Below are 14,278 nucleotides of genomic sequence, written 5' to 3'. Positions count from 1 at the left end.
ATTAAGCGAGTTCATTGGAGACTTCTTTCTAGAATTAGGTTGGTAATTACATTCTATCAGAGAAGTCCAATGGACTTTTTTCATTTTCTAATCAGCGCAAGTGTTCAACTTCATTTTACAATTTACCATTCGAAAAAATTATACTTTTTGAGCAGAAAATCTTGCATTTTGCTACTCATCAGGTATACTATTGAATGTGCTTTGATTCGGAACACGACCCGTTGGTCAAGTGGTTAAGACATCGCCCTTTCACGGCGGTAACATGGGTTCAAATCCCGTACGGGTCACTTTGGAGGATTAGCTCAGCTGGGAGAGCATCTGCCTTACAAGCAGGAGGTCATAGGTTCGAGCCCTATATCCTCCATCGTTCTAGGACTACCGGAATTGCGGTAGTCTTTTTTTTACAAAAGAACGAATAATTTATCGGTTGAAGTCCTGAGAGGATCCACCCAGTGGAGATGCCTGGTAACCGAATAGCTAATGTCTATAGAGGGGGACTATTATGGAAAAACGTTTATTTACTTCGGAGTCAGTATCGGAAGGTCATCCTGACAAGATTGCAGACCAAATTTCGGATGCAATCTTAGATGCAATTATTGCCAAGGATCCGGATGCTCACGTTGCCTGTGAGACGATCGTGACTACAGGGATTGTGTATGTTTTTGGTGAAATCTCAACCAGCGCCTATGTGGACGTGCAAGGGATTGTGCGCAAGACAGTTTTGCGGATTGGTTATGACAAGCCGGAACTAGGCTTTGATGGCAACAATTGTGCGGTCTTAGTTGATATTGACGAGCAATCGCCTGATATTGCAGAGGGCGTTGACAACTCGCTGGAAGTGCGCAAAAAAGATTCTGATACAGATCAACTAGATCAAATTGGAGCTGGTGACCAAGGCCTGATGTTTGGCTTTGCCATCAAGGAGACGCTTGAATTAATGCCGCTGCCAATTTCGCTGGCTCACCGCTTAATGCGGCAAGTTGCTAAGCTGCGCAAAAATGGTACGCTGCCCTGGCTGCGTCCTGATGCAAAAGCACAGGTAACAGTAGAATATGGTGAAGACCAAAAACCTAAACGAGTAGACACCGTTTTGATTTCCACTCAAACAACTGCGAAAGTAAGCAATGATGAAATCGAGCAAGCCATGATTGACTTGGCGATTAAGAAGGTCATACCTGCTCAATACCTGGATGAAAAGACCAAATTCTTGATTAATCCATCAGGTCGCTTTGTCATTGGTGGGCCCAAGGGCGATTCTGGCTTGACTGGACGCAAGATTATCGTTGATACCTATGGTGGATACGCCCGCCATGGTGGCGGCGCCTTCTCCGGCAAGGATCCGACTAAAGTTGACCGCAGTGCCAGCTATGCCGCCCGTTATGTGGCTAAAAACATCGTTGCGGCTAACCTAGCATATCGCTGCGAGGTTCAACTAGCATATGCCATTGGGGTTGCCCACCCAGTATCGATTATGATTGATACTGCAGGTACTGGCAAGGTCAGCGCTGAACTGTTGACTCAAGCTGTACGTCATGTCTTTGACCTGCGGCCCGCTGGGATCATCAAGATGCTTGACTTGCGCCGACCAATCTATGAGCAAACCGCGGCATACGGCCACTTTGGCCGCACTGACATTGATTTGCCATGGGAGCAAACCGATAAAGCACAAGCGCTTTTGGATTTCATTGCAAAAAATAAGTAAGAATAAGTAAACTGATGGGGAGTGCAGTCTTTGAAAAAAACAAGTGTACCAGTTGTCACAATTGCAATCTTTATGACGACATTTATGACGGCCATTGAGGGCACAATAGTGTCAACTGCAATGCCGACAATTGTTTCTGACCTCAACGGCCTGGAAATTATGAATTGGGTTGTTTCAATTTTTCTGTTTATGACAGCTGTTTCAACTCCTTTATATGGAAAACTGGCCGACAGTATTGGTCGAAAGCCGATCTTTCTGTTCGGCATTGTCCTTTTTGTCATTGGTTCGGCTCTTTGTGGTCAAGCCAACAACATGATGGAATTGATCTTATTCAGAGTCATTCAAGGATTAGGATCTGGTGCAATTCAGCCGGTAGCGATGACTATTATTGCTGACATGTACCCCATTGACAAGCGTGCTAAGATGCTGGGGCTAAACTCGGGCTTTTGGGGCGTGGCATCAGTCATTGCACCATTGCTCGGGGGATTTATTGTTCAGAAGCTTTCTTGGCACTGGGTCTTTTATATTAATGTGCCAATTGGGATAATTGCCCTGATCTTGGTTATGGTCTTTTTAAAAGAGTCCAGAACCAAACAACAGACTAAGCTCGATGTCAAAGGAACATTTTGGCTCATTGTCTTGCTCTTAACGTTGATGTTTACCTTGCAAGAATTAGGGACGCTCAGTCCACTCATCTTGCTAGCCTTGGCTGCGGTAGTGGTAGTCAGTGGATTTCTCTTCTACCGGGAAGAAAAACGGGCAGCGGACCCGATAATGCCGCTGACGATGCTCAAGGGCAAGGAGTTCCTAGCAGTAAACATGATTACCCTGCTGGTTTCGGGTGTTGTCATTGGTTTTGAATTCTACATTCCAACTTGGATGCAGGGCATCAAGGGCACAAGTGCAACCATAGCTGGTTTTGCAGTCACGCCTAGTTCGATAATGTGGGTAGTTGGTTCCTTCCTTATTGGGGGGATGCTCAGCCGCTGGGGTGTGCGCAAAACACTATATGGCATGCTGACGCTGCTGCTTGTGGCAGACTGCATGCTCCTTCTTGTTCCGCTACATACGCCATTTTGGGTTTTTTGCATCATTGCGGTATTTAACGGCTTTGGCTTTGGTGGTATTATCACTGCGGCCCAGGTGCGTTCGCAGGTCTTGGTGGAACCAAGCAACATTGGAGTTGCCACCTCCTTCAACACGCTGATGCGTTATCTGGGGCAGACCATGCTGGTGTCGATTTACGGCATTACCTTCAACACGGTAGTGGCTAGTCAATTGGCCAAACATCCTGGTCTAACCCAAGGCATGATGAACAAGATCGTTTCGTCAGCCAAGGCCCAGGAACTAGCGGCAAACCTAATTCCGCAGCTGCGGCAGGTTTTGTTCAGTGCCTTGAAGGGCGTCTATGTGGTATCACTTGTAGCCATTCTTGCTTCACTTATATTCAATAGCACTTACAAAAAGCGTAATAAGTAAATTAATACAAGGAACCAATAACTTGGTTCCTTGTTTGTTAATCTTGAATTGGATAAGTCAATAAAAAATATCTAAAGAAGTCATTTCGTATGATTAAACAAGCAAATAAAAACTCTTATTAAGGAATCAAATTTTGATTCCTTTTTGGTTTAATCAAGGTATTAGATAGGGTTAAGTCAAAAAGACAACTGTACAAAAACAAGAATTAATGAACATTAGATAAGCAGGATTATTAATTAAAGAAGAGATGCTAGATGACGTATTAAAGAATGGGATAAAAATGTTGCGTGCTTACAGTAGAACAGAAAACTGCTATTTTATATCTAATGCAGTTCGCTGATCGTTCGATCCTAAATCTGGCATAGGCAAAAAGAACAGGCAATATATATTAAGCTGTACAGTAATCTTTTTCTAGTATTTTGTGATTGAGATAACATTAGCAATAAAATCTCTTAATAATAAGATTGCTATATGATATATTCATTTGGAAAGACTTGACAGCATGAAGTAAGGCTAAGGAGGGGGAGAAAGAGGAAAGGGATAGTTAAAAAATGGATAAAGCATTAGTTAACAATATCACAGTGGACTAACCTAAACACTGGGCATTAATCATAAAATTCACAGAAGATCCCATAGTAACCAGAATGAAAATGATTAATCCTAAAGGTAATAGATATAGCCCAATAACTGGTGAATTTTGTAAAGAAAGAAGTAATGGATCAAGGAGAAAAAATTGAAGAAAACAAATGTTTTAGTCATAACGCTTGCCGTTTTTATGACTGCCATTGAAGGTACGATTGTATCAACAGCAATGCCAACGATTGTTTCTAGTCTAAATGGCCTAGAAATCATGAATTGGGTAGTTTCGATATTCCTATTTATGACCACTGTTACCACTCCCATATATGGGAAGCTGGCAGACAGCATTGGACGCAAACCCATTTTTCTGTTTGGCATAACCTTGTTCGTAATTGGGTCAGCACTGTGTGGCCAGGCACACAATATGATTCAGCTGATTTTATTTCGGGTAATTCAAGGGCTGGGGTCTGGTGCCATTCAACCAGTGGCAATGACTATTATTGCTGACTTGTATGATCCTGAAAAACGGGCAAAAATATTAGGACTTAATTCTGGCTTTTGGCTAGTGGCATCTATCATTGCGCCACTGCTGGGTGGATTTATTGTTCAACATCTATCATGGTACTGGGTATTTTATATCAACGTGCCAGTAGGCATCATTGCTCTGATTTTGGTAATTATATTTTTGAACGAGTCAAAGACTAAGAAGGCAGCCAAGTTAGACGTTAAGGGTACTTTCTGGTTGACGGTGCTACTCTTGACCTTGATGATTTCTCTGCAGCAACTTGGCAAGATTAGTCTAATCTATTTACTTGGTTTAGCTATAATTGTGGTCGTAAGTGCCGTGCTTTTTTACCGAGAAGAAAAAAAGGCAGAAGACCCAATACTGCCGCTGACGATGCTCAAAGGCCGTCAATTCGTCGCGATGAACATGAATACTCTGCTAATTGGTGGCGTAGTTATGGGATTTGAATTCTACCTTCCAACTTGGATGCAGGGCATCAAGGGCGCCAATGCCACCGTGGCTGGTTTTGCAGTCACGCCTTGTTCGCTTTTATGGGTTGCAGGTTCCTTCTTAGTTGGCCGCTTGCTTGGCCGCTGGGGTGTGCGTAAGACTTTCTATGGTGTGTTAGCCGTGATTTTAGCGGCTGACTGTGCTCTTATACTAGTACCAATGAGCACTCCAACTTGGGTTTTCTACCTTATTTCAGCAGTGAATGGGATTGCCTTTGGGATTATTATTCCAGCCTCCCAAGTGCAAGCACAAGTTTTAGTAGAACCGGATAATGTGGGAGTGGCTACATCTTTTAATACGCTGATGCGCTTTTTAGGTCAAACAATGATGGTTTCAATCTATGGGATCGTCTTTAACACAGTAGTTGCTATTCAATTGGATAAAAATCCTCAACTGAACCAAGGAATGATGAATAAGATTGTTTCTTCAGCCAAGGCTCAGGAATTGGCTACGAATCTGATTCCCCAATTGCGTCAAGTCTTATTCAGCGCTTTAAAGGGTGTGTTTGTGGCATCACTAGTGGCAATTATACTGGCGATGATCTTCAACAGTACTTATAAAAATAAAAAAGCAATAGCCAAAAATTAAATTAAGGCTGCAAAGGCATTTATGAAATTTACTATGATTGTTTCAAAGTGTCTAAATAATTAAAATTGGGGCTAGAATCTAGTAAATATTTGCTGACCTATTTTGAATGAAACTAAAATAATCAACTTTGTGCTATATTAAAAGTGAAAAGTTAAGTGAAAGGAACAAAATGGAATTAATTCAAAAAATTTTAAATGGTCAAATAAGGACGTCGGGTACAATAGTGCCAGAAGCTCTGCAACAATCCTATCAGTCGCATGGCTTTGACGGCTCGAAGAATAAAACCAAAGCGCTCTTGGTTGTAGGGGAGCCACGCAAGTATAGCTTGACTTACGACATGGTCAATACGACAATGCGATACCTAGAAGAAGAGGGGTGGGCCGTTGAATTGCGTGATCTTTATGATCTCAACTTCGATCCGGTTTTACATCCTGAAGAATTTTATTACGTTAAGGATGGCTTGGGCACAGCGCCAGAATATCTGGCCCAAGAACAGGCATTGGTGCGTCAAGCAGATGTCTTGATTTTTGCTTATCCTAACTGGCATGATGCGCCTGTCAGCATTGTGAAGGGTTATATCGAAAAAGTATTTGCGTCCGGTTTTGCTTATCATGAAGGTCCACAAGGGCCTGCTGGTCTGCTTAGTGGCAAGTTCCTCTATACAATCATGAATTGTGGTTATTTAGGTGGGGGTCAAGGCTATGTCAGCGATGGTGTCGGTCAAAATGACCAACTATGGGACAAATATATGAATGCCTTTAAAGTCTTTGATGAAGATACGGCCCAATTTTGGGGAATGACCAATGCTGGCCGCTTTGTGAATGATCAAAAGCCACGCAACTTCAGTCCTGATTATGAGCAGCGTTTAGCCCAGCTAAGGACAACTCTGAATGCTCATTTAAAACGCGATTTGATCGATGTGGTCAACTAGTTATTGTCGAAATAAGGAGGCGTAAGCCTCTTTTTTTATGCAAAAAATCCTGTCAATTGCAACCGGGTGGTTAGCAATCAACAGGATGAATTAATGACTCGATTTTGCTTGGTAGAAGGGTCTATTCTTCTAGATAATAATGGTACAGGAAAGAATAGCCGATCAACACAAATGTAATGCCGCCCAAGATGCCGCCAACCACGTCAGAGGGATAGTGAACATGGCTGAAGACACGCGTATAGGCAATCAAGACTGGGATGCAGGCCCAAACCAGACATAAGACCGTTTTAATGGCCCTGTTTTTAATCAATAAAATAGTTAAAACAATTAAAACGCCAAAAAGCGCTGCACTGCCGACTGAATGGCCCGATGGAAAGCTATAGCCATCAGCACTTACCAGGTGATGAACTGGAGGGCGGTGGCGCTCAACCGCGTGCTTGATAATCCAGTTGTAGCCGTTAGCTGCAATCATTGTGCCAGCAGTAAACAGTGCATAGGCGTATTTCTTGAAAATTGCCAAGATAATAACCAGGATGACTGTTTCAACCACAATCACATTGGTATTGCCTAAATTGGTAAAGGTGGTAGCGAACTTGACACTAGCTGGATTATTGGTGCAAACAGCGCCAATTACAGCCTGGTCAAATTGGTGAATGATTTGATTGCCAGAGGAAACCAAAATTGCCCAGACTGCATATAGTGCGACAAAAATAGCCGCAGGTATAATCGTGTCTTTTCTTGAGTGTTTTGTTGTATTCAAATGACTTTCTCCCTTTGTTTTTTTATGCATTTGTGGTAAATTATAATCATTATTGGTCAAAAAATAAAGGTCAGGAATTATTAGCAGTCCTATTTTTCTTAAGAGAAGAGCCGGTGGGTGCAAGGCTTGAAGAATAACTGTGAACTGAGCCTGAGGGATACTTTAGCGTTTGCTATCCGCGTTAAGGGGCATTGAGGGTCACGTTTTATTGCGTGAAACTTAGGTGGTACCGCGATTATTCGTCCTATGAAGAGTTTCATAGGACTTTTTTTATGAGGTGAAAAAATATGTACAATTACAAGGTGGTCGAGCAAAAATGGCAGAAGTATTGGGCTGAAAACCATACTTTCAAGACGGGAACAGATTCTAAAAAGAAAAATTATTATGTTTTAGACATGTTTCCATTTCCTTCGGGCAAGGGATTACATGTTGGACATCCTGAAGGCTACACTGCAACTGACATTGTTGCTCGTATGAAACGCAGCCAGGGCTATAATGTGCTCCACCCAATGGGCTGGGACGCCTTTGGCCTGCCAACCGAACAGTACGCCTTAAAGACGGGCCAAGACCCAGCTGTTGTAACCAAGGCCAATATTGCTAACTTTAAACGCCAACTCAATAAGCTGGGCTTTTCCTATGACTGGGACCGGGAAATTTCAACCGCTGATCCTAGTTTCTACAAGTGGACCCAGTGGACCTTTGAACAAATGTACAAGCATGGTCTCGCCTATGAAGCCGAAGTTCCAGTCAACTGGTCGCCAGATTTAGGGACAGTAGTTGCCAATGAGGATATCGTGGATGGCAAAACCGAACGCGGCGGCTACCCGATATACCGGCGCAACATGAAGCAGTGGGTTTTGCGCATTACCAAGTATGCCGACCGCTTGCTGGCAGGCCTGGACAAGCTCGATTGGCCCGAAAACATTAAAGAAATGCAGCGCAATTGGATTGGTCGTTCGGTTGGTGCACAGGTAACCTTCAAAGTTAAGGATTCGGCAGAGTCCTTTGATGTTTTCACAACGCGTCCTGATACTCTTTTTGGTGCCAGCTACGCTGTATTGGCCCCAGAAAACAAGTTGGTCGCCAAGATTACTGCAGCTTCTTGTCGCGATGAAGTCAATGCGTATATTAAGCAGATTGAATCCAAGTCAGACCTAGAACGAACAGACTTGAATAAGACTAAATCTGGTGTCTTTACCGGAGCCTATGCAATCAACCCAGTCAACAAAGAGGAAATTCCAATTTGGATTGCCGACTATGTCCTTGCTAGTTATGGCACGGGTGCGGTAATGGCAGTTCCGGCCCATGATAGTCGCGACTATGAGTTTGCCCAAAAGTTTCACTTGCCAATCAAAGCAGTTATCAAGGGCGGGGACGTGACTAAGGAAGCATATACCGGAGATGGCCCACACGTTGACTCTAGCTTTTTAAATGGTTTAAACGTGGAAGAAGCCAAGAAGAAGATGGTGGAATGGCTTGAAGACCACCATCTAGGCCAAAAGAAGGTCAATTACAAATTGCGGGACTGGGACTTCAGCCGCCAGCGCTACTGGGGTGAACCTATTCCTGTTATTCATTGGGAAGACGGTGAGACCACACTGGTACCAGAAGATGAATTGCCGCTAGTTCTGCCACATGCAACTGATATTAAGCCATCAGGCTCACCTGAAAGTCCGCTCGTCAACCTTAAAGATTGGGTTAATGTGGTCGACAAAAACGGACGCAAGGGCAAGCGGGAAACCAACACGATGCCAAACTGGGCCGGCTCATCCTGGTATTTCTTGCGCTATATTGACCCACGCAACGACAACAAGTTGGCGGACTTAGACAAGCTTAAGCAGTGGCTGCCCGTTGATTTGTATATTGGTGGCGCTGAGCATGCTGTCCGGCACCTGTTGTATGCACGCTTTTGGAACATGGTTCTCTATGACCTAGGCGTAGTGCCTAACGAGGAGCCTTTCCAGCGTCTCTACAACCAGGGATTGATTTTGAAAGATCACGAAAAGATGTCCAAGTCCCGGGGAAATGTTATTAACCCGGACGATGTCATTGATGAATACGGTGCCGATAGTTTACGCATGTATGAGATGTTCATGGGACCGCTGGATGCTTCAATTGACTGGGATGATAACGGTCCTGCCTCAACAAAGAAGTTCTTGGACCGGATCTGGCGTCTCTTTGTTAATGATCTTGACTTGAAGGCGATTCCGCAAGAAAACATCGTCGAAGAAAATGATGGAACACTAGACAAGGTTTATAATGAAACGGTCAAAAAGGTGACTGAGGACTTTGATGATCTCCACTTCAACACGGCTATTTCGCAGTTAATGGTCTTTATCAATGCAGCCCAAAAGGCTAAAACCATTCCGCGGTCATACGCCGAAGGCTTCATTACTCTGGCCGCTCCGATTGCTCCCCATATGATGGAGGAAATTTGGCAGGTCTTTGGTCATGATGAATCAGTGACATTTGCTAAGTGGCCAACTTATGATCCAGAAAAATTAGTTGAATCAACTGTTGAAATCATGGTTCAGGTCAACGGCAAACTGCGGGGCAATTTTGCTGCTCCTAAGGACTCAGCAAAAGAAGGCTTAGAAAAACAAGCTTTGGCTATTTCGCACGTCCAGAAATTTTTGGCTGGTAAAGAGGTTAAAAAAGTAATTATTGTGCCGAATAAGATTGTTAACATTGTTGCGAAATAAAGTTAATTTTTCCTAAAGCGATTAGTATATTTATTGTCAATTACCGTTTTTGCTTCAAAATAAGATAGTTAGTACACTAGATTTAGGGAACATTAATGAAAGAAAATAAGTTAACAGAACAAAACACGCAGGACACTTTTATCAAGGGCAGTGCGTGGATGACTTTTGGCTCCATTACTTCACGTATTTTGGGTGCACTCTACATTATTCCATGGTTCTATTGGATGTCACCCTACAGTAATATTGCCAATGCACTAACTGCTAGAAGCTATAACATATACAGTATCTTTATTTTGATCTCAACTGCTGGTATTCCTGGAGCAGTAGCCAAGCAGGTGGCAAAATATAATGCCCTAAACGAGTATGGGGTGGGTCGCAAGTTGTTTCATCGCGGTCTCTTCCTCATGGTTATTTTAGGGGTGGTTTCGGCCGCAATCATGTATTTTGCTTCGCCATTTTTGGCTTCAAACGGAACGCGTAGCGACCCTAGACAAGTGGCCGTAATGCGTAGTTTGTCATATGCTATTTTGATTATTCCGGTTCTAAGCATTATGCGGGGGTACTTTCAAGGCTATGCGGACATGATGCCCTCGGCCATGTCGCAGTTTGTCGAACAGTTGGCCCGGGTCATCTGGATGTTGCTCACGGCCTACGTTATCATGCAGGTCCAACATGGCAACTTTGTTGATGCAGTTGTACAATCAAATTTGGCGGCTGCAATTGGAGCTGCTTTTGGTATTGCTATTTTGGTCTGGTTTTTGCTTTCAAGGCGCAAGAAGTTGAATCAACTGGTAGACAATTCTGCGGGGCAAATTCAAGTTTCAACAGCATCCTTGTTTGGTGAAATTATTGCCCAGGCCATTCCCTTTATCATTATTGATGCCGGCATCCAACTGTTTTATCTGGTAGACCAGTACACCTTCCACCCAATGATAGCTAGTGTGATGAACGTCAGCTACAACACGATTGAAACTTGGTATGCACTATTTGCACTGAATGCTAACAAGCTGATTATGATTATTGTGTCCCTGGCTAGTGCAATGGCGGTGACGGCTATTCCCTTGCTGTCTGCTGCACATGCCAAGCATGACTTCCATACTATTTCTCACCAGGTGGGAAATACGCTAGACTTGTTTTTATTTGTAATGATTCCGGCTGCATTTGGCATGGCGGCAATTGCCACACCGATTTATACCATCTTTTATGGCTTTGACCAGTTGGGGTCAAACGTGCTTTACTTATCGGCATTTACTTCGATTACTTTAGGGTTGTTTACCGTGCTGATGGCAATTTTACAGGGCTTGTCTGAAAATGGATTGGCAATCAAGTACTTGGCATTAGGTTTGGTAATTAAGCTGCTTGTCCAATATCCGATGATTTACGTGTTTAAGGTTTTTGGACCCCTCATTGCAACCAACCTGGGCATGTTGGCCATAATTTTTCTAGCCTTTAAGCACCTTGAAGTAAGCTACAACTTCAACAAGAACCGAACAAGTCGCCGGTTTATCGGTATTACAGCTTTTTCGCTGCTAATGTTTGTTTTGGTCTTAGGTCTTGAAAAGGGACTGGAATTGTTTTTAAATCCGGCCAATCGGTGGTCAGCACTAGTAATTGTAGTGCTGGCAGTTATTGCAGGTGCACTGATTTATGGCTTTGCAGCCATTAAGTCCCACCTTGCGCAAAAGATTTTGGGCGACAAGATTGTTCCCATTTTGCACAAATTGCATATTAGGGCATGAAAAAGGCGTTATTACTTGTTTTAAAGTAATAACGCCTTTTGTCGACTTGCAAATACAATATTTTGCTATTTGCGTGCCCCTGCCAAGGACTTATATTTTAGCACTTAATGGCAAGGATGAAAAATTAAGGTTGCCGGTATTCACCATTGGGGACATCATCATGGTCACTTGGTTCAGGCATCACGATTGCAGCTACAATATAAACGAGTATGCCGCCGCCAGTGAAAAAAATCAGGGCTGCGCCACCGATTCGGGTCCAGGCCTTATCCCAATCAAAATACTCGGCAATCCCGCCCAGAACACCGGTTAAAACTTTGTCGCGTGATTTGGTTAAGCGTTTCTGCATGATAAACTTCCTTATAGCACAATTACTTTACAAAAAAAGCCAACCTTCACGATTAGCCTTTCAAAATTAATGCCCCGAAAAAGATTCGAACTTTCACTTAGTTGCCTAAACAGCGACCTGAACGCTGCGCGTCTGCCAATTCCGCCATCGGGGCGTAGAATTTTTAATACAGTAATAATAATACCAAAAATTTGGTAAAATGTAAGCATAAAAGGCAAAAATAACCGAAAAAATCTTATGAAAGGGGTTTTTCAATTTGAAACATAAACTGAGGAAACTAGCCCTGACTCTAGTCACGGTGATCATGCTGCTGGTACCGGCTCAAGCTAGTGCTGCCCAAGCCTTGCCCAATGACTATCACCGTGAGCGGTTAAATCTGGAGGTCAAGTCGGCAATTGCTATTGATGCTAGAACAGGTCAACTGCTTTATGGACAAAATATTAACCAGCCCTTGCCGATTGCGTCAATGACCAAGCTGGTGACGGTTTACTTGACGCTCCATGCCATTGATGAAGGCAAGCTTAATTGGAAAACCAGGATCACTCCAACTCCGCAAATAGTGGCTGTTGCTTCGAACAAAGATTTTTCCAATGTTCCACTCAGACTGGACCATTCCTATACGGTCAAGCAATTGTATCAGGCAACGCTAATTGAGTCAGCCAATGGTGCGGCGATGATGCTTGCCCAAGCTGTAAGTGGGTCGCAATTGGACTTTGTCCGGTTGATGCGGTCACAGCTGCAAAAATGGGGCATTAAGGATGCTGAAGTATACACTTCCTGCGGTCTGCCTAATAAGAGTGTAGGCACAGAGGCCTATCCTGGAGCTCGCGGAGATGCAGAAAATAAAATGTCGGCTAAGGACATGGCAATTGTTGGTCAGCACCTGCTTAATAAATATCCTCAGGTGATCAAAACTACACGGATTCCGCGCTTGGATTTCGTCGATCAAAATGCTAGGACCCCAATGACTAACTTTAATTGGATGTTGAGGGGGCTGCCACAATATCATTCTAAGCTAGGCGTGGATGGACTAAAGACTGGAACAACTGACGCAGCTGGCGCTTGCTTTATCGCCGCGGCTAAGCATAGTGGTGCCCGTTTGATAACAGTGGTAATGGGTGCCCGTCACCTAAATGGCAATGATCCAGCCCGTTTTGAACAGACCAGTCGACTCTTGAGCTACCTGTACAAGAACTTTCGTCCAGTTATCTTTAAGCCTAATGAAGTGATTATGGGCAGGACCAAGATGAAGGTTCATAACGGTCATGCTGGGGAAATCAATATTGGCATGAAGGAAAAAAGCGTGGTTTGGGCTCCGACTACTGGCCCTAAGTTAACAGTAAGTTTAACGAATGACACAGTAGAAGCACCAGTCAAAGAAGGTCAGACTGTCACCTCTTTTTGCTTTAAAGCGGGTTCTAATAAGATAATTTCACTGGCCCATCCCAATGGCTTTTACTTGCCTGCTAAGGCAATGCAGTCTACGAATCGGATCAACTTTTTAGTCCGCTTTTGGCGCTGGCTTTTTGGAGGATAAAATGATCGAAATTGCGCATGACATACTGGCAAAAACAATCAAAAAGCGGCAAAGCAACACGCACAAGGGCAACTATGGCCGAGTCCTTTTAATCGGTGGCAGCGAAAACTACGGTGGAGCCATTATCATGGCTGCAGAGGGTGCATTAAACAGCGGTGCTGGCTTGGTTGCTGTTGCATCCCACTCATTGAATGTGCACGCATTGCATGCTCGGGACCCCGAAGTCATGTTTATCGACTGGCGTGACCGGGGTCTGGCCAAAGTAATTAAGAAGATGGATGTCATCGTTTGTGGACCAGGCTTAGGGATGGGAGATTTTGCTCAAAAAATCATGGCCATGTTGTGTGATGAAGTGACAAGTGAGCAAACATTGGTGCTGGATGCTAGCAGTCTAGACCTGATTGCCCAGGACCACGACTTAATGCCTGTCAAAGCTAAGAAAGTGATCCTGACGCCGCACCAAATGGAGTGGCAACGACTCAGTCAAATCAAAATCCCTTTTCAAACAGACAGTGCCAATGCAGCTGCCTTAGCCACGCTTTTTCCCCAGCAAAATGCGATCTTGGTCTTAAAGTCTAACCACACTCATATATACAGTGGAGATGGGTCTGTTGTGGTTAATCCTTTAGGTAATCCTGGCATGGCTGTTGGCGGAATGGGTGATACACTAGCGGGTATCATTGGTGGCCTAATCGGCCAATTTGGCAATGAGCTAGAGACGGTAATGGCTGCGGTCTACCTTCATTCTTTAGCAGGTGACCAAATTGCTCAGAACCAGTATATAGTGCGACCAACTCAAGTGAGTGCGTATTTACCCCAGATAATGAAAAAATACGTACAGTGAGCAAGCTACTAGTTGATGTTATAAAATGTAACTAATACTTGGGGAGAAAAACGTAG

Annotated in this window: 10 protein-coding genes, 3 tRNA genes and 1 riboswitch; of the genes, 10 read left to right on the top strand and 3 right to left on the bottom strand. The window is 43.8% G+C overall.

What is annotated here, in order from left to right; genetic code table 11:
• The first annotated feature begins 215 nt into the window (after positions 1–215).
• The 6 genes from AC2JF7_RS02515 (at position 216) to AC2JF7_RS02490 (ending at position 6,294) form a co-directional block, all read left to right on the top strand.
• Positions 216–287: transfer RNA gene (locus AC2JF7_RS02515), tRNA-Glu, on the top strand.
• A 4-nt stretch (positions 288–291) separates the two neighbouring features.
• Positions 292–364, top strand: a tRNA-Val gene (locus AC2JF7_RS02510).
• Positions 365–421: 57 nt separating this feature from the next.
• Positions 422–505: riboswitch (SMK box riboswitch) on the top strand.
• Complete coding sequence (metK, locus tag AC2JF7_RS02505) at positions 503–1,702, top strand: methionine adenosyltransferase (protein ID WP_500726753.1); 1,200 nt, start codon at positions 503–505, stop codon at positions 1,700–1,702. Its footprint overlaps the riboswitch before it by 3 nt.
• 30 nt (positions 1,703–1,732) lie before the next feature.
• Positions 1,733–3,181: an MDR family MFS transporter gene (locus AC2JF7_RS02500; RefSeq protein ID WP_500726751.1), complete on the top strand. Its 1,449-nt coding sequence runs from the start codon at positions 1,733–1,735 to the stop codon at positions 3,179–3,181.
• 733 nt (positions 3,182–3,914) lie between these two features.
• On the top strand, positions 3,915–5,363 hold the full coding sequence (locus tag AC2JF7_RS02495) for an MDR family MFS transporter (RefSeq protein WP_500726749.1): 1,449 nt from the start codon (positions 3,915–3,917) through the stop codon (positions 5,361–5,363).
• Positions 5,364–5,532: 169 nt separating this feature from the next.
• Positions 5,533–6,294, top strand: coding sequence for an NAD(P)H-dependent oxidoreductase (locus tag AC2JF7_RS02490; protein WP_500726748.1), 762 nt, complete (start codon positions 5,533–5,535; stop codon positions 6,292–6,294).
• Positions 6,295–6,415: 121 nt separating this feature from the next.
• On the opposite strand, the gene AC2JF7_RS02485 is transcribed toward AC2JF7_RS02490, so the two are convergent.
• The gene (locus AC2JF7_RS02485; RefSeq protein ID WP_500726746.1) at positions 6,416–7,054 is read right to left on the bottom strand and encodes a phosphatase PAP2 family protein; all 639 of its coding nucleotides are present in this window, start codon (positions 7,052–7,054) and stop codon (positions 6,416–6,418) included.
• Between the two features lie 287 nt (positions 7,055–7,341).
• Between AC2JF7_RS02485 and leuS the strand changes: the two genes are divergently transcribed.
• Positions 7,342–9,756 (top strand): leucine--tRNA ligase, encoded by a 2,415-nt coding sequence (leuS, locus tag AC2JF7_RS02480; RefSeq protein ID WP_500726744.1) that lies wholly within the window; start codon positions 7,342–7,344, stop codon positions 9,754–9,756.
• Between the two features lie 95 nt (positions 9,757–9,851).
• Positions 9,852–11,495, top strand: coding sequence for a putative polysaccharide biosynthesis protein (locus AC2JF7_RS02475; protein WP_500726742.1), 1,644 nt, complete (start codon positions 9,852–9,854; stop codon positions 11,493–11,495).
• 124 nt (positions 11,496–11,619) lie between these two features.
• On the opposite strand, the gene AC2JF7_RS02470 is transcribed toward AC2JF7_RS02475, so the two are convergent.
• Together AC2JF7_RS02470 and AC2JF7_RS02465 are read right to left on the bottom strand one after the other, a co-directional pair.
• A complete protein-coding gene (locus AC2JF7_RS02470; RefSeq protein WP_500726740.1) occupies positions 11,620–11,841 on the bottom strand; it encodes a PspC domain-containing protein in 222 nt (73 codons plus the stop codon).
• Between the two features lie 70 nt (positions 11,842–11,911).
• Positions 11,912–11,995, bottom strand: a tRNA-Leu gene (locus tag AC2JF7_RS02465).
• A 150-nt stretch (positions 11,996–12,145) separates the two neighbouring features.
• Here AC2JF7_RS02465 and AC2JF7_RS02460 point away from each other — a divergent pair.
• Both AC2JF7_RS02460 and AC2JF7_RS02455 read left to right on the top strand, forming a co-directional pair.
• Positions 12,146–13,378 carry a serine hydrolase gene (locus AC2JF7_RS02460; protein WP_500726768.1) on the top strand — a complete coding sequence of 411 codons (1,233 nt, stop codon included), beginning with the start codon at positions 12,146–12,148 and terminating at the stop codon, positions 13,376–13,378.
• 1 nt (position 13,379) lies between these two features.
• Positions 13,380–14,222 (top strand): NAD(P)H-hydrate dehydratase, encoded by an 843-nt coding sequence (locus AC2JF7_RS02455; RefSeq protein ID WP_500726738.1) that lies wholly within the window; start codon positions 13,380–13,382, stop codon positions 14,220–14,222.
• Positions 14,223–14,278 lie beyond the last annotated feature (56 nt).

It is taken from the genome of Lactobacillus sp. XV31L, assembly GCF_059900865.1.
The sequence above is the reverse complement of the archived record's forward strand: the minus strand, read 5'-3'. Positions and strand labels throughout refer to the sequence as shown.